We start from the raw sequence: 16473 nt of genomic DNA, 5'->3' as shown, positions 1-16473 counted from the left end.
CTCATGAGCCAGTTAGCATTTTGGCGATCCGGCAGCACGCGCGTGCTGCCGGGTTTTGGTCTATCCATGGGCATCAGCGTGCTGTTCATCTCGCTGGTACTGCTTCTGCCGATGACGGGGCTGTTCGGTCAGCTTTCCGAACTGAGCTTGGCCGAGTATGTTGCGATCATCACCGAAGGCCGCGTGGTGGCCAGCTACATGGTCACCATCGGCGCGGCAGCGGTCGCCGCGCTGGTGAATGCGGTATTTGGCCTGCTTTTGGCTTGGGTACTGGTACGCTATGAGTTCCCCGGCAAACGCCTGCTCGATGCGCTGATGGATCTCCCTTTTGCCCTGCCCACCGCAGTGGCAGGCATTACCCTCGCCACGCTTTATGCGGGCAACGGTTGGGTGGGCAGTATCATCGAGCCGATGGGGTTTCAGGTCGCTTATACTTGGGTGGGAATTGCCCTAGCGATGGCCTTCACCAGTATCCCTTTCGTGGTGCGCACGGTTCAGCCGGTGCTGGAAGATTTACCCGCCGAAGTGGACGAAGCCGCGATGTCCCTGGGTGCCACCGATGGCGTGGCATTTCGCCGCGTCATCATGCCGCATCTATGGCCCGCGCTCGTCACCGGCACCGGGCTTGCCTTCGTGCGCTCACTGGGCGAGTTCGGCGCGATCATCTTCATTGCGGGTAACATGCCCTACGAAACCGAAATTACCGCGCTGATGATCTTCGTCAAGCTGCAGGAGTATGACTATGCGGGGGCATCCGCCATTGCCTCGGTGGTGCTGTTCGTCTCGCTAGCACTGCTGCTCGCCATCAACATCTGGCAGGGGCGTTTCGTGCGCCGCCTGCATGGAGGAAAAGGATAATGCGCCGGATTGGTGACGCGCCCACCGTGCGGCGCTTGTTGATTGGCGCAGCCTTGCTGCTGTCCGCGCTATTTCTGCTGCTGCCGCTGGTGGCTATTTTTGCTCAAGCGTTCTCTCAAGGTGTGGCAGTGTTTTGGGGGAACGTGAGCAATACGTTCACTCTGCACGCCATTGGTCTCACGCTGATCATCGCGCTGATGACCATCCCCATCTGCTTGGTCTTCGGTGTCGCCTTGGCGTGGCTGGTGACGCGCTTTAGCTTTCCGGGACGGCGCATTCTGCAAACGCTGATCGACATTCCGTTTGCCGTCTCTCCCGTCGTCGCTGGCTTGATCTATCTCCTACTGTACGGCCGCAACGGCTGGATCGGAGGCTGGCTCGATAGCCACGACATTCAGCTGATGTTCGCCTGGCCGGGCATTTTGATGGTAACCGTCTTCGTCACCTGCCCATTCGTGGCGCGGGAATTGATTCCGCTCATGCAGGCGCAAGGGTCACACGAGGAAGAAGCCGCCGTGACGTTAGGTGCTTCTGGTTGGACGACGTTTTGGCGGGTCACACTGCCCAACATCCGCTGGGCACTACTGTACGGCATCATCCTGACCAATGCCCGTGCGGTGGGTGAATTTGGCGCGGTGTCGGTTGTCTCAGGAGCCATTCGCGGGCAAACCAATACGCTACCGCTACACCTAGAGCAGCTTTATCAGGACTACAACGCCGTCGGGGCGTTTGCCAGCGCTGCGCTGTTGGCGCTGATTGCCCTGTTCACGCTTGCGGCCAAGGCAGGCCTTGAATGGCGCGCATCGCGCCGGGAGGCATTCTCATGAGTATTCGCTTACAGAATATCGCCAAACACTTTGCCAACACCCAGGCGCTCGAACCGATCAATTTGGATATTCACGAAGGTGAACTGGTGGGCTTGCTAGGCCCCTCCGGCTCGGGCAAAACCACTCTGCTACGCATCATAGCCGGCCTGGAAAGCGCCGACCGCTCGCCGCAGCCGGGTAAAATACTGTTCGGCGACCGTGACGTTACCCACGTGCACGTTCGCGATCGTCGTATCGGCTTCGTCTTCCAGCACTACGCCCTGTTTCGCCATATGAGCGTCTATGACAACGTGGCGTTTGGTCTCACGGTGATGCCGAAAAAGCGTCGTCCTTCCAGCGGCGACATTCGTGCACGGGTGTTTAGACTCCTGGAAATGGTTCAGCTTCAGCACTTGGCAAATCGGCTCCCTGCACAGCTTTCCGGTGGCCAGCAGCAGCGCGTATCGTTGGCGCGCGCACTCGCCGTAGAGCCAGACGTACTGCTGCTCGATGAGCCGTTTGGGGCATTGGATGCTAAAGTGCGTCAAGATCTGCGCCGCTGGCTGCGTCGCCTGCACGACGAGCTGAACTTCACCAGCGTGTTCGTCACCCACGATCAGGAAGAAGCACTGGAGCTCTCAGACCGTGTGGTCGTAATGAGCAACGGCCGCATCGAGCAGATCGACACGCCGGATACGCTCTACCGCGCGCCGAAGAACCGCTTCGTGTTCGAGTTCTTGGGGGATGTGAACCACCTAGAAGGGCGCGTTCGCAATGGCGTACTGACCTGCGGCGATGCCCACCTGAACGTGGACTTGTCCGACGGCGATGAAGAGCTGTTGCTCCGCCCCCATGAGGTGCGCCTTGCAGAGGAGCCCAGTGCGGAGTGCCACCTACCGGTGACCGTTACCGCCATCTCCCCGGTCGGTGCCGAAGTGCGCGTAGAGCTAGAGGCCGACTGGCTAGCCACTCCGTGGCAAGCCACCGTTCGCCATGCCGATTTCGAGCGCCTGCATATGCGCCGCGGCCAGCGGTTGTTTGCCCATCCGCGCCAGTGGCACCGTTTCAAAGAAGAGGCCAAAACACCCGAGCAACAGACCCGCGTGGCCTAGCCATGGCTGGCGTCTCGCGTAAACTCAGGTCTATACTGCGGCCTTTGTCTCGTTCAACCAGGATGATTGCGGAGAGTAATATGCGTCGGCGTCACTTTTTACGCGCGTCGGGTGCGCTGCTGGCCACCTTACTGGTAGCAGGCTGCGCAAGCCCTCAGTATCTACAGCTCAACCCCACCCGTAGCGCCAACGTGCCACAAACCGGCTCGGGTCAACAAGTTACCGTCGTGGCCGTCGACGCCCGGCCGAGTGAAGTCATTGGTACGCGGACGGGCGGCAACATGTCCACCGCGCAGATTACCGTCAGCAGTCACGAATTGATCCCGCGCCTGCAGGCCGAAGCCGAACGCGCCGCCAGCGATATGGGGTTCACTCCCACCCGCGAAACCGCGCAGGGTCGTCCCAGTTTGACGCTAGAGCTTGCCAGCTTGGATTACGGACGTGGCGACAGTGGCCAGCCGCTGATCGATGAAGCGCGCATCGAAGGGGTGTTCCGTGCGATCGCACACAACCAGGGCACGACTTATACCGGCACGTATACGTCACGCCGTACCCAAGGCTACGCCATCAAGCCCGGCGAGGATGCCAATACACGTATGCTCAACGATCTGCTTAGCGATGGACTGAATCGGGCGTTCAGTGACCCAGAGCTGGGCAGGCTGCTAGCCCGATAAGCGCTCGTTTATACCCGTGGCCCGCGACGTTCTAACGCCCATAGGCTCTCGCTGCGGCCACGAGCATCAGCCTCTAGACGAGCCAGCCGCTCGACATGGAAGTTGGGCGTCATCAAGCGCTCGATTTCGTCATCCGGCACGCTAAAAGGCGGCCCCGCTTCGCCATCGCCATGGGTAAGCCCCACCAACAGCCCTTTTGCTCCCGGCGGGGTCAATTGCGCCAAATGAAAGGCATAACGCTCTCGCGTTGCCGGTGGCAATGCAATCAAAGAGGCCCGGTCGTAGAACGCGCCCACTTCTGCCGCTTGCTGAATATGCAGATGAAAAAAGTCACCGCACCACAGCTCGATACTGCCCTGCCGAGACACCTCGAACCCCGCTTGGGTATAGCGCGAAACACCGCTGCGTCGCTGAGCCAAAAACTGCTCGATGGCCTCCGGTGCAAGCTCGATGCCGAGCACTGGGTGCCCGCGATCCGCCAGCCAGCGCATGTCTAGGCTCTTCCCACATAGTGGCACCAGCACTTTGGTCCCATCGGCCACGCCTAATTCCGGCCAGTGCTTGACCAGCGCAGGATGAGTCTCCTCGAGATGAAAGCCGATGCGCCCCTCTTGCCAGCGCTGCCGCCAGGGATTCTCCATGAGCTACCTCGTTATTGCTTGGAAAGCACGTTTAGAACCAGCGATCGCGCTTTTTACGACGGCGCGGTAAATGCGGCACGATCAAGCCTACCAACAGACCGGCCCCTGCCACACCGCCACCGTACATGAAGTAGCGCATCAGCAAGTCCTCCTCTTGGGTATCCAAGCGGGCCTGCAGGGCGCGCACCTGCTGGCGAGACTGCTCCGCTTGATTGTCCAACTCGGCGTTTCGGGCTTCCAGGTCGGCGATACGCTGCTCGCGAATATCCAGAGTTTCCGTCATGGAGGAAACCCGCTGCTCCCAGGTATCGTTGATTCCGTCTAGCTCTTGCGTCAGCTCTTCAACTTGGGCTTGCAGCTCGGGAAGCTGCTGACGCGCGCTGGGCGTTTGCTGCAGCTCATTGCTGAGCACCCAAACGGTGTCGCCGCTGTTACTGCGTACCCGTGTGTAATCGCCGCTGGTTTCCAGCACCTCGACCTGCTCGCCGGCGTTCAGCGTTCCCACAATGCGATAACCATCTGTCGGCCCGCTACGCACATAGGTGCTCAGTTCATCGCTCACCCAAGCTTGGCTATCGGATTGAGCTAGCGCTGCTTGGCTGCTCACGGTTAACAGCACGCCCACAGCGGCGGCATAACAGTTACTGCGAATTTTTTCTACTTGCATGACGTCATGTCCTGGTCAAAAAAACGCGCGTGGCCGACGAAGCCGCCGCGCGTGTCGCTCAAAGCGTTGCGCATGTCTTAGGCGCTTACCCTTCCCCGCGGGGCGGTAACGGAAAGGGACGAGGAAACTCTGCGACGCGAGCATCACTTTTCACGGCTTTCAACGGGCCTTCACGCTCTACCTCATCGATCCGCACAATGGCATTCAACGGCAGGTAGCTACGCTTCACTCCCTCGAAGGTTCGCTGCAGTTTTTCCGCTCCTGGATCCACCACCACCCGCGACGCATCGTCAAAGACAAACTCCTCGACTTCAATAAAGCCCCAGAGTTCGCTTTGAAAGATCTCTCTGACGTATAAATCCCAAATTTCACCCTGCTGGTGAACCACTACACGGTAGATCGGCTTGGCCGCCATCTTGGCCTAATCCTCTTGCCACTTGAACGTATCGTTACTGGGCAAGCCTACCATATTCGCGCTGGGCTCTTTAGCAGACATCGCTAACGTGGGCGAATTCCCGCTATTTTCGCTTCAGAAGCTGCTAATTAGCCCAGAATGGTTCGGGTCGTGTATGGTGAAGAGAGCAGTTGGCAAGACCATTCATCACCCCAGAGGAGTCAACACCATGCAAAAGGATCCCAATAAGGGCTATATCGCCCTCTTAGGCTGGAGCCTCAATGCGATCGAAGCGGCGGAAAACTTTGACCGCCGATATATCGTGGTGGCACCCGACTGGGCGGAGGAGTACTGCCAAAAGCACGACATTCCCTACGTCCCTTGGAACTTCGAGCGCCTCAATGACCGCTCCATGGAGATCGCCGAAACGCTCAAGGAAAAAGGCGTCGACGTGGCGATACCCCTATTCGAAGAGACCGTGGAGTGGGCGGGGGCCATCAACTCGGTGCTGCTCGACAATCCGCGTCTTTACGGCCAGTCGCTGCTACTGCGTGATAAGGCGCTCATGAAACGCCGCGCACAGCTTGGTGGCATTCGGGTGGGCATTTTCGAAGAAGCCCACGACAAAGAGGACGTCATCCGCTTTCTCAAGCGCGTCAACCAGACGCTGTTGAAGCTCGATGGCGACCCCAACGACCCCATCCACCTCAAGGCCTTCGACAAAGCGGGTTGTTTGGGCCACCGGGTCATTCGTACCCCTGACGAAGTCGATACGATCCCCGAGGAGGAGTTTCCAGTCCTGATGGAGTCACACCTGGATGGCTGGGAGTTCGCGGTAGAAGCGTGGATTCACGATGGCAAAATCGCCTTTTTGAACATTTCCGAGTACGTCACGCTGGGCTACTCGGTCTTCGTGCCTGCTTCCCCAGAATTGGAGAAGTACCGCGCGCAGATCACCGCGCAGATCGAAAAACTGATCAAAGCCTTCGATATCGAATTCGGTCTGATTCACCCCGAATACTTCGTCACCAGCGACGGTGAGATGTACTTTGGTGAGGTCGCCTACCGTCCGCCGGGCTTCAAAGTCTTCGAACTGTTGGAGCGGGTTTACGGCTTTAACGCCTATCAGGCGTCCATGCTGGTCTTCGACCCGAAAAGCACCAAAGAAGAAGTGGCTGAGTTCTTCCCGAAAGAGATCGTCGATGCCGACGGCTTTGCAGGCTGCTTCGGCGTCTATCCACGCCGCCGCGTCGTGAGCCGCCTAGAGATTCCAGAAGAGACGGAAGATCACCCCTACTTCGAGTCTCACGAGCTGACCCCACCGCTGGAAGAGACCGTCACGAAACGCACCGCCTTTGGCACTCACTGGGGGTTGATCTACTTTAAGGGTGACGATGCACATACGATTCGCGATCTCCTCAAACGCCAAGAAGATCTCGACTTCTATGTATAATCCCCGCTTACGCTGGGATAAGGAGTCACCGTGACGACCAAGCACGAGGCTACTGCCACACAAGATGGCAAGCTTGCTGGACTACTGAGCAAATTCGATGATGCATTGCGCCTGCTTTCGCAGGCGCCAACCTTTTCTAAACCGTCAAAGCTCCCCCGCGTGCTCGACACTGCACGCCGCGTGCTCCTTCAAGCAGGCGGATGTGCCGCTCTGGAGCATCGCTCGATGGATATCGAGTCTGCCGGGGTCTTTGAAGGTTCCGATTGGGCAACTCCTCAGTTTTTGGTACCTACTTTGACGACCTTCTCGCTGAAAAGCGCCGATGCCAACGTGGTCGTCATCGAAGCGCTCAGCGAATTACGGCTTCTCGCCGTCGCCAAGGGCGATTATGCCCACCCGCTCGTTTCTCAAGAGCATGCCCATCACTACCTTACCCAGGTCATGGCGATCAATCTGTGGCTGCTCTTCAACGCACCCAGCGAAGCCGAGCGAGAGACCCAAGGGCGCTTAGCCAACATTTCTCGTCAGCTGTTTCACCATCTGGCCGAGCGTATCGGCTATGAGTACGTCATCGATCAGTTGATCGATGAGATCTGGCGCATTCTCAAGCAGCGCCCGATTCAGGTCGATGCCATTAAACAGATGATCACCCAGATTGCACTCTGCCAAGCCAATCCAGACATCGATCTAGGGGCCAGCGGCCATGGCGCGGATCGACTCGTCAGCTCGCTATATGGCCCGACACAAGCCTGCCGGGAAGATCCCGGCATCGATATCTACCGAGGGCGTCTGGAGCGAATGGATAACGCCACGCTTCAGGCAGAATCCATTGGTTTTGCCCGCGCCATGCACGATACCGGCCTGGTATCTCCTTACCATGCGGTGCTATTACGCTACCTGCTAGAAGAGGGCGACCACCTGCTCTCCGAAGCCCTTGGGCTCTCCTCCACCGGCCGCGACTGTTTGCTCTGCTACCGAGAGCTGGTGCATGCACTGATTCGCAGCGGTGTTTACCCGGCCACCGCGCAGGCGGTGTACGGTCTGGCACTTTTACTAGAACGCGGCATCCTCTATCAACCGCCTGTCGCACCCGCCATGTGGCGTCAGCTCAACCTTCAACTCTCCGAGTGGGCCGAGGCGCGTTTGACCCTGGCGTATGGCGAGGTAGCCTCACCCCGTGCACGGCTCATCGAGGGTGTATTGTGCATGCTAGGGCTACCGCTGGGTGTCGGTCAGGGTAACAACCCTACCTGCCAATCGGCGCGGGCACTCTCCATGTGGGCCTATAACGACCCGGACTATCTGCTGCAGATGGTGACTTGGGCGGCGCGGGACGATGAAATCATCATGCACTTCGAAGGCCAGCCGATTTCCTCCAACGAGAGTATCTCGGGCGTGGCTACCGAGCTGCCGATGGATCTCGATCCGGTGTCACTGATCGTAGTGCCCCATCTGGACCGAATTTATGCCGAGATGGGACGTCGCTGCTTAGGTCGCGAGGGCGATCCACACCGTTGGGTCAACCCTGAATTTCATGGCTGGTGGTCTGGCCGTGGCTTCAGCATCAATGTCGATGTCGCGACCGGCCAGTTGGCCGAGGTCGATAGTTTCGTCCGCCATTTTTATGCCAGCTATCATCCGTACTACAACGGCAACCAGCCGTTGATTCATCCCCAGCCTGCGGGTATTGCCGTGACCGACAGCGCCGCACGGTTTATTGGCTGGCACGCCATTACGATTTTGCGCGCCTCGCTAGACCCCAACGACATCATGCGGGTCTACTTCTACAATCCCAACAACGACAGTGGCCAAGATTGGGGCGACGGGGTCAAGGTCAGCACGTCCGGCAACGGCGAGCGCTTTGGCGAGGCATCCCTGCCCTTCGAGCAGTTCACCTCGCGACTCTATATTTACCACTACGACCCCTTAGAGCGCGGCGAACTGGCGACGGTATCCACCGAGGAGCTCGACCGCGTGAAGGGATATCTGCATCGTAGTTGGGGAGCGACTCGTCTCCCTTCCGCCGCGCTACAGGCTGACCAGGGGCCCCAATAACCCGGGCGCTTTACCATCACAGACATGACCACCATGATACGACTCGACCAACTGTTGGTCAGCCAAGGGCTGGCCAGTTCTCGTACCCGTGCCCAACGACTGATCAAAAACGGGCGCGTTTTTTTGAGCAATGGTAAGCCGCTGAGCAAACCATCGGAGAAATGGCCCTCCGATACGCCGCTACGCATCGACGCAGACCCAGAGGAGCGCTACGCCTCTCGGGCGGGGCTCAAGCTGGAGAGCGTGCTACTGACGTTAAATATGCGCCTCGACGAGCGAGGCGTGCTGGATATTGGTCAATCGACGGGGGGCTTTACCGACTGCGCCCTGCAGTTCGGCGCGCGCCACGTCATTGGTGTGGAAGTGGGCCACGACCAACTCGCCAGCCACCTGCGCAGCGACCCTCGTGTGACGTGCCTAGAAGGACTCAACGCCCGCTATATGAGCGGTGCAGCGGCGCTATTGAACACCCTCGCCGAACGGCCCATTGATCTTGCGGTCATGGATGTTTCGTTTATTTCCCAGACCCTGATCTTGCCTGAGGTTGCCGCACTGCTGCCACCCAGCGGGCAGCTCCTCTCCCTGGTCAAGCCGCAGTTCGAACTCGACCCAGGCGCGCTGGATAAGCGCGGCATCGTGCGCGACCCGCAGCGCTATCAAGAGGTAGAACACCACATACGCGACGCCTGCGAGCAGTGCGGCCTCGTCATCAGTCACTGGCAAGAGAGCCCGATTACCGGCAGCGACGGCAATCGGGAGTTTCTACTATTTGCCAGCAAGCGGTAGCGATCAGCTCAAGGTAGCGGGCGGGAGAGTCGAATCCGACTGCACGTTCACCGGCTCTCCCTGCTCACGATGTAGCCATACGTCCAACTGCTCGAAGGCGATTTTCACTCCAGCCTCCTTGAACAGCTCGTCCACCCGGCAGTTCACCTCGTCGGCAGCAAACAAGCGGTCCAGTAGGTCATTGACAAAAATACGCAGTTCGAAATTCAGGCTGTGTGGCCCATAGCTCAAGCAGAACACCTGCGGCTCCGGGTCATCCAATACGCGTGCGTTCTCATCGGCAGCTTGACGTAACAGTCTATGCACGAGTGGTAAATCCGAACCGTGGGAGACGCCGTAGGTGAGCACCACGCGGGTCACGTTGTCGGAGAGCGACCAGTTGATCAGTTGGTCGGTCACGAACGTTTTGTTGGGAATGATGATCTCTTTGCGGTCGAAGTCGGTCACCGTGGTCGCCCGAATGCGAATCCGGCTGACCGTGCCGTGAAGGTTCCCTAGCGTAATGGTGTCGCCGATACGAATGGGGCGCTCGAACAGAATGATCAATCCCGAAATGAAGTTGGCAAAGATCTCTTGCAAGCCAAACCCCAAACCCACACTCAGCGCCGCCACCAGCCACTGCAGCTTGTCCCAAGAGACCCCCAAGGTCGCCAGCGACATGACGATCCCGGTGCCTACGATGGTGTAAGAGAGCAGTGAGCTAATCGCATAAGCGCTGCCCTGCTTGAGCGCCAAGCGAGAGAGCACCATGACTTCGAGCAGTCCTGGCAGGTTACTCGCCATGATGAACGTGACAGCCACCACCAGCAGCGCCGTAAAAAAATCCGAAATGGAGAGAGCATCATCGACCAGATCGCCTTCGCCCGCGTCCCAAAGCGATACCTGGTCCAAGTAACCCAACACCGAGAGCAGGTCCGACCACACCAAATAGAGCAGCGCACTGAAACCAATCAGCAGAATCAGCTTGGAGAGCCGCAGCGACTGAGCGTTGATCTTTTCCATATCCAGCGGCGGCTCTTCGACTACCTCGAGCCCGCCTTCGGCACCCTCTTGCACCTGGGCGCGCCGTCTGGCCAGCGCTCGGCGGTAGGCCAAGCGGCGGGCGGCAACGGCCAAACTACGCACCACCGTCGCCTCCACTACCACCCAAAGCCCTAATAGGTAGAGCGTAATGGCAAAACGCGCTACCAGCCTGAGCGCCGTGTACTCGTAGCCCCAGGCAACCAGGCCCATCAGCACCAGTGGAACGGCGGCCATGGCGAGCCCCAAGATCAGCCTGAAAAGCCGCACACCAAAGATTGGGACATGGGCCAGGATGAGCTGCGTCAGCGACCACGCCATGGCAAGCAGCCCCCCCATGAACAGTGCCATGGCGACAGGGCGCTGGGCCAAGGGGGTCTCCATCTGTTCAGACATGGCCGCAATGGCCACGACCGGTACCAGCGCCATGCCCAGCCCAATCAACAAGCGACGCAGCCGCGCGTTGTACGCCGGTGACCAGGTAAAGTGACGCTCGGCGACGCCGTCGGGCACCAGCAGTCGCCGCCCAAGGGCTACCACGAACCAGCTCAAACCAAGCTGCAGCAGCGCCGGTGCCAGTCCAAGGGCCAGACCGCCTTCCGCCGTACGTAGGGCTACGCCCGTGCCAGCCAACGCCAGCGGGCCTGGTACCGCCAGCAGTGCATTGAGCAAAACGGCCTTGGGGGTATGCAGCTGGGTATCGCTCTTCAAACGGCCAATTTGTGAATGAATCAGCGCCAAACGCGCTTTGATATGCCCGCGCAAAGCGATTAAAACCACGCTCAACAGCAGCAGTGGCGCGCCCACCAACATGTCCCATGAGAGCCCTTTCCAACGAGTAGGCAACACCGCGCGCCACTCCCCTTCCCGCCACTCCTGCTGAAGATGCTGGGGCAGTTGGCGCAGCCAGTTCACATCTAGAGGACGACTGTTGGCCACCCAAAACAGCTGCTCATCGATGGTAGTGCGTAAATCTTGTGTCGTGCTGAGCAGCTGCTGCTGATTGAGCTGTAGCTCGATAGCCGAGCTCAATAGGTTGCCGTATGCTTGTTCGAGCTGCTCGACCAGCTCGCGTCGGGATTGATACAAGCGGGTCAGAGAATCCACCAGCCCTGGCGTGACATCGACGCCAGCCTCTTCCAGGCGCTGAGCTGCCAGTCGCTCGCCCTGCCGGAGTTGATCGCGCTGGCGGATGAGATCGAACTGCTTCAAACGCAGATCGGCGATCTCATCTTGCAAATCCCGGCGCGGCACCACAACGGGTAGCGATTGACGCTGTTCGCGAAGAATACGCGACAACAGTTGGCTGCCGCGAATCGCCTCCATCTGCTCGTTGAGGCTGCGCTGGAGCTGGCGAACATGCTCCAACTGGCGCTGCGCCTCGATGTTTTCGCGCACGATGCCATTGGCACGGTCCGTCGCCCGCAATAGCTCCAGGCTAAGCGTTTGGTTGATCTGCTGTGCATTCAGCACGACAGGGTGCCCCTCGGCGATCAATGGATCGTTCTTGGCGGCGTCGGCAATGGCCTGTTCAGACTGAAGACGTCGCTGGCGGTCGATCACGCCCTGGAGCAGGTTGAGCTGCTGCTCTTGCTGGTCGATTTGCAAGGCAATCAGGTCACGACGCTGCTGAGCCAGCTCGCGCAGGCGACTGTTAGCGCTCAACTCCCGCTGGTTCAGGGTGACCTCTTGCTCGGCCACCGCTCGCTCTAAGCGCCACTGAATGAGCTGCGCATCCTCACGGGCCGAAAGCTGGCGGTCGGCGAGCAGCGCGGCTCGGGTATCGTGCTCACGACGCAGTGTTTCAGCCCGCTGCAGCGCCTCGGAAATGGCCTGTTGCGCCCGCTCGGGCAGCGTTTGCGCCGCAAGGAGTTGGGAATTCACCTCGGCCATTTGGCTCTGGAGCTGCTGCAGTTCGATCACGGCATCCGCTTGTTCGGCTTCCAAAGCCTCTAAAGGCATATCGCTAAGGTTATCGACCGACAGCTGCAGACTCTCCTCTTGCGCAGCGTTGAGCTCACGCTCCAGGCGTAGCAACTGCTCAGGCGCCTGACTGACCCGCTGCTCGAGTGCCTGCTGACGCTCTTCGATCGCTTGGAGCCGCTCATATGCCTGCAATGCAGCGGTCAACGCCGCTTGGTCACGCTGCTGCTCAGCGGTAGGCTCAGTTTCAAGAGATTCAATGACTGCCAAGCGTTCGGAGAGCTCAGCTTGAGGAGGAACGCCCTCGATCGAGGTGCTTTGAGCGATGGCGGTTTCCGCCAACAGCACTACCACAAACAGGCAGCCGATGGCGGCTTTCAGGGCATTTCTAACCACGTGACGGATGCCTCATAGACATATCGGCCCGCGATGTCGGGCGAGATAGCCATTGTCATGGGTAAGACAGCTCGACGCAATATTGTCAGCACGTCGCCATACGGAGTTGACTTACACAAGCGGCATGTATAGAAACAATGCTGGCATCTCTCTACTCTTAATTTGCGAGCCACGTTGATGGTTACCCGAAAACTGCTGTTCACCGGTTTGGCGACATTTGTGAGCGCGACCGTGCTCAGTCAAAGCGCCATAGCCGATTCCCGAGAAGACATTGAAGCGCGCATTCAAGCGCTCAATACCGAACTCTACCAGTTGCGCCAGCAGCTTCAGCAAATCGAAGCACCCGAAGATGCCGCCCAGGGTATCGAACCAGCGCCGCTGCCAGTCGAAGTAGCGCTCGAAGACCTGAGCGAACGGCGACAGTTGGAACAAGAGTCGTCACGTAACCCCTTCGCCATCACGACGCATCGCACCAACTATCTGTTCCCCATTAGCTACAACACGAATCAAAACGTCGAGAATTTCCGCAGCATCACAGACGACGTTCAACCGGATAGTGGTGAGGTCAAATTTCAATTCAGTGCCAAGTTCAATTTGGCCGAAAATGTCTTCGGTGACATAGGCGACGTTTACTTTGCGTATACCCAGCGTAGCTGGTGGCAGGCGTACAACACCGATGCCTCCTCGCCGTTTCGCGAAACCAACTATGAGCCCGAAGTGTTTATCGACTTCGACAACGCCTGGAGTGCCTTGGGGTGGGTGAACACCCGCAACCGCGTTTCGTTCATCCATCAGTCAAACGGCCGCTCCGATCCGCTCTCGCGCAGTTGGAACCGAGTGTACTTGGAAAGCACCTTCCAAAGCGGCGATTGGGCGCTCACCCTGGCGCCCCACTGGCGCGTGCCCGAGTCGGATAGCGATGATGACAACCCCGATATCGAGCGCTTCGTCGGCTATGGCGACATTCGCCTCGCCAAGCGCCTGCAAAACAACCATGAATTTGCCGGTCAACTGCGTGGCAACCCTAGCGCCGGCAACTACGGCACGCAGATCGATTACAGCTGGCCCGCGTTCAACGGCGTGCGCACCCATGTGCAGTATTACTACGGTTACGGCGAGAGCATGATCGATTACAACCACCGCGTGCATCGCCTGAGCCTTGGTTTTAGCCTCAACCCACTGTTCAGCGCCACTGGGCTGAACCGTTAAGCCAGTAAGGTTGTCTATATGATGATGACTGCTATGCTGAAGTCGTCACTCGAAGTCGTAACTCATTCACTCGTCAAAGGAAGACATCATGGCAAAACGTAATACAGACACCTCTGCCCGTGCTGACCAGCTCAAAGAGGATCTGCGTCACCTCAGCGAAACCGTCGAAGAGCTGATGAACGCCACCTCCAAGGATGCTAGCGGCGAAATGCGCGACCTGCGTGAGCGTGCCGAGCGACGTTTGAAGGATACCCGTGCCCGCCTAGAAGCCCGCGGTGAACGTTTTTACGAAGATACCCGCGAGACACTTTCAGAGCAGGTCGATTGCTGTGATCGTTACGTCCGTGAGAACCCCTGGACCAGCATCGGCCTTGGTGCCGCAGCGGGCCTTGTCGTTGGTATGCTCCTCGGACGTCGCTAATGGCTTTGGGTCCTACCCAACGTGTCTTTTCCGCCGCCAAACGCCTGCTAAAAACACTGGTTGCCAACAGTGAGACCCGCCTGCGTTTGGCGGTTTTGGAACTAGAGGAAGAGCGCGCCCGCTTATTAGTCTTACTGCTGCTTGCTGGTGCCAGCCTGCTATTACTGCTTCTTGGCATTGCTACGCTAACGGCTCTTGTCATTGTGCTTTTTTGGGACACGTATCGTCTCACGGCCATCAGCGTGAGTGCTGGTGTACTGATTGCACTCAGCGTACTACTCGCCGTAATAGCACTTCGTCAAGCCAAGCGTCATACGCTGCTCAAAGAAACGTTAAAGCAGCTTGCGGCGGACCGGGCCTTGCTAGAGGTGAATGAGGATGACCCGTCACGATAGCGTCGTTAAACCACTCAGCCGAGCAGAGCGCAAGGCGGCGCTGCTCGCCGAACTGGAGCAGCAGCGTATCGACATATTGGTCGATAGCGACACGTTGCTACATGCCTCTTCCCCGCTGGAACGTCATTGGAAAAGCGTCAAACTGCCGCTTTACGCCATTGGCGGCATTGCTGCGTTACGCATTGCACGTCATCCAGGCGGTGCCATGGTGCTAGGTCGTAAGGCACTGGCAGGTTACATGCTCTTTCGGAAGTTGAAGCTCCTTGCCAAAGTGGCGACATAATCGTCCGTTGACCGCTACGCCTGCGATAAGGATGATCCGACAAGCCGCTGCGGCTCACTTACCGCAGCGGCTTGTTTAATGCGTGTCGATGACACTTAACACGCTTGTCCACAGGCAACACCGCTAGCCCATGCCCACTGAAAGTTATAGCCGCCTAGTTGCCCCGTCACATCCAGCACCTCACCAATGAAGCGCAGCTGCGGTAGGTCTTTGACTTCGAAAGTTTTCGATGAGATAGCATGGGTACTTACCCCGCCCATCGTCACCTCCGCCGTGCGCCACCCTTCCGTACCCGCCGGTTTTAGCTGCCATTGGTTGAGCCGCTGAGCCCACACATCAAGCGCTTCATTGCTGTACTGGGCCAGCGGACTAGCCAGCTCTGCGTTGGGGTACCACTCTTGCAATGCTTGTGCAAAGCGCTTGGGAAAACGCTCGCCAAGCCAGGTAGACAATAGGCGCTTAGGGGTTTCCTGCCGCGCATGACGCAAGGCCTCCGCGACGTTTTCACCCGGCAAGAGGTCAATGGTAATCGCGCTACCAGACTCCCACACGCTGGAGATCTGCAGCATGGAGGGGCCAGACAGCCCTCGGTGGGTAAACAGCATCGGCTCGACAAAGCGCGTCTCCTTGCAACTCACCGCCGAGGGCAGGCTGACGCCAGAAAGCGCTGCGACCCGCTCTTTCCAGCTATCGCTCAGGGTAAACGGCACCAAGCCGGGGCGAGTGGGCAGCACCTCCAGGCCGAACTGGCGCGCAATGTCGTAGCCAAATCCCGTCGCCCCCATGGTGGGAATGGAGAGCCCCCCTGTAGCCACCACGACCACGCCTGCATCGATGGTCCCCATGGAGGTGGTCAGGCGCATGCCCTCCCCTTGGCGCTCCACGCGCGAGATGGAGGTTTTCAGTGCCACCTCTGCCCCAGCCCACTCACACTCGGTCATCAGCACCCGAACGATCTCTTTAGCGGAATCGGCGCAAAACAATTGTCCAGGCGCTTTTTCTACATACTCGACGCCATGGGCTTCCACGAGCGATACGAAGTGTTCTGGACGGTAACGTTTTAATGCGGAGATACAAAAATAAGGATTTTCAGAGTAAAAATGCCCAGGCGCCGTATCAAGATTGGTAAAGTTACAGCGGCCTCCCCCCGACATTAGGATTTTTTTACCCGCTTTGTTGGCATGGTCGAGCACTAAGACACGTCGCCCGGCATAGCCTGCTTGCGCCGCGCACATCAAACCAGCGGCGCCCGCGCCAATGACCACGACGTCGAAGACCATTACAAAGGCTCCCAAAAAGAATAGGCGGGTATTTTAACAGGTAAAAAGCACTACATTGCTGTACATTATCAGCTTTAAAGTACAAGAAGAGCACAATATT

Annotated in this window: 16 protein-coding genes; 11 read left to right on the top strand and 5 right to left on the bottom strand. The window is 58.4% G+C overall.

Going from position 1 to position 16473, the window contains the following annotated elements; genetic code table 11:
- Positions 1-3 precede the first annotated feature (3 nt).
- The 4 genes from cysT to FRH_RS12105 all read left to right on the top strand — a co-directional run bounded on the left by cysT (position 4) and on the right by FRH_RS12105 (position 3450).
- On the top strand, positions 4-858 hold the full coding sequence (gene cysT, locus FRH_RS12120) for a sulfate ABC transporter permease subunit CysT (protein ID WP_139525578.1): 855 nt from the start codon (positions 4-6) through the stop codon (positions 856-858).
- Positions 858-1685: a sulfate ABC transporter permease subunit CysW gene (gene cysW, locus FRH_RS12115; RefSeq protein ID WP_281996936.1), complete on the top strand. Its 828-nt coding sequence runs from the start codon at positions 858-860 to the stop codon at positions 1683-1685. Before cysT ends, cysW begins: the two co-directional genes overlap by 1 nt.
- A complete protein-coding gene (locus FRH_RS12110; RefSeq protein ID WP_219863243.1) occupies positions 1682-2776 on the top strand; it encodes a TOBE-like domain-containing protein in 1095 nt (364 codons plus the stop codon). Before cysW ends, FRH_RS12110 begins: the two co-directional genes overlap by 4 nt.
- Before the next feature lie 80 nt (positions 2777-2856).
- Entirely contained in the window at positions 2857-3450 is a 594-nt protein-coding gene (locus FRH_RS12105; RefSeq protein WP_139525575.1) for a YajG family lipoprotein, read from the top strand.
- A gap of 8 nt (positions 3451-3458) precedes the next feature.
- Here the strand turns inward: FRH_RS12105 and FRH_RS12100 are convergent, their stop codons facing one another.
- The 3 genes from FRH_RS12100 to FRH_RS12090 all read right to left on the bottom strand — a co-directional run bounded on the left by FRH_RS12100 (position 3459) and on the right by FRH_RS12090 (position 5173).
- The gene (locus FRH_RS12100; protein ID WP_139525574.1) at positions 3459-4091 is read right to left on the bottom strand and encodes a thiopurine S-methyltransferase; all 633 of its coding nucleotides are present in this window, start codon (positions 4089-4091) and stop codon (positions 3459-3461) included.
- A gap of 31 nt (positions 4092-4122) precedes the next feature.
- On the bottom strand, positions 4123-4758 hold the full coding sequence (locus FRH_RS12095; protein WP_139525573.1) for a TIGR04211 family SH3 domain-containing protein: 636 nt from the start codon (positions 4756-4758) through the stop codon (positions 4123-4125).
- A gap of 85 nt (positions 4759-4843) precedes the next feature.
- A complete protein-coding gene (locus tag FRH_RS12090) occupies positions 4844-5173 on the bottom strand; it encodes a DUF1820 family protein (protein ID WP_009100748.1) in 330 nt (109 codons plus the stop codon).
- Positions 5174-5381: 208 nt separating this feature from the next.
- Here FRH_RS12090 and FRH_RS12085 point away from each other — a divergent pair, with 208 nt between their 5' ends.
- From FRH_RS12085 to FRH_RS12075, 3 genes are read left to right on the top strand one after another with little or no spacing between them, the layout of a single operon-like run.
- Positions 5382-6605, top strand: a complete 1224-nt coding sequence (locus tag FRH_RS12085) for a carboxylate--amine ligase (RefSeq protein WP_139525572.1) — start codon at positions 5382-5384, stop codon at positions 6603-6605.
- 30 nt (positions 6606-6635) lie between these two features.
- On the top strand, positions 6636-8660 hold the full coding sequence (locus FRH_RS12080) for a hypothetical protein (protein ID WP_139525571.1): 2025 nt from the start codon (positions 6636-6638) through the stop codon (positions 8658-8660).
- A gap of 33 nt (positions 8661-8693) precedes the next feature.
- The gene (locus FRH_RS12075; protein WP_139525570.1) at positions 8694-9446 is read left to right on the top strand and encodes a TlyA family RNA methyltransferase; all 753 of its coding nucleotides are present in this window, start codon (positions 8694-8696) and stop codon (positions 9444-9446) included.
- A gap of 3 nt (positions 9447-9449) precedes the next feature.
- Here the strand turns inward: FRH_RS12075 and mscK are convergent, their stop codons facing one another.
- The gene (gene mscK, locus FRH_RS12070; protein WP_139525569.1) at positions 9450-12785 is read right to left on the bottom strand and encodes a mechanosensitive channel MscK; all 3336 of its coding nucleotides are present in this window, start codon (positions 12783-12785) and stop codon (positions 9450-9452) included.
- Between the two features lie 177 nt (positions 12786-12962).
- On the opposite strand from mscK, the gene FRH_RS12065 reads away from it, so the two are divergent.
- From FRH_RS12065 to FRH_RS12050, 4 genes are all read left to right on the top strand, one after another.
- Positions 12963-13994: a phospholipase A gene (locus FRH_RS12065; protein ID WP_139525568.1), complete on the top strand. Its 1032-nt coding sequence runs from the start codon at positions 12963-12965 to the stop codon at positions 13992-13994.
- Between the two features lie 88 nt (positions 13995-14082).
- Entirely contained in the window at positions 14083-14415 is a 333-nt protein-coding gene (locus tag FRH_RS12060) for a DUF883 family protein (protein ID WP_139525567.1), read from the top strand.
- Complete coding sequence (locus FRH_RS12055) at positions 14415-14810, top strand: phage holin family protein (protein ID WP_153842412.1); 396 nt, start codon at positions 14415-14417, stop codon at positions 14808-14810. Before FRH_RS12060 ends, FRH_RS12055 begins: the two co-directional genes overlap by 1 nt.
- Positions 14794-15093 (top strand): YqjK family protein, encoded by a 300-nt coding sequence (locus tag FRH_RS12050; protein ID WP_137093870.1) that lies wholly within the window; start codon positions 14794-14796, stop codon positions 15091-15093. The genes FRH_RS12055 and FRH_RS12050 overlap by 17 nt, the downstream gene beginning before the upstream one ends.
- 95 nt (positions 15094-15188) lie before the next feature.
- Here FRH_RS12050 and FRH_RS12045 read toward each other — a convergent pair whose 3' ends face one another.
- Positions 15189-16373 carry an NAD(P)/FAD-dependent oxidoreductase gene (locus FRH_RS12045; protein ID WP_281996935.1) on the bottom strand — a complete coding sequence of 395 codons (1185 nt, stop codon included), beginning with the start codon at positions 16371-16373 and terminating at the stop codon, positions 15189-15191.
- Between the last annotated feature and the right edge of the window lie 100 nt (positions 16374-16473).

The sequence above is a fragment of the Halomonas sp. A020 genome (assembly GCF_027943625.1).
GTDB lineage: Bacteria > Pseudomonadota > Gammaproteobacteria > Pseudomonadales > Halomonadaceae > Vreelandella > Vreelandella piezotolerans.
Note: the sequence above shows the minus strand (reverse complement) of the source record. Positions and strands in the feature narration are given on the sequence as shown.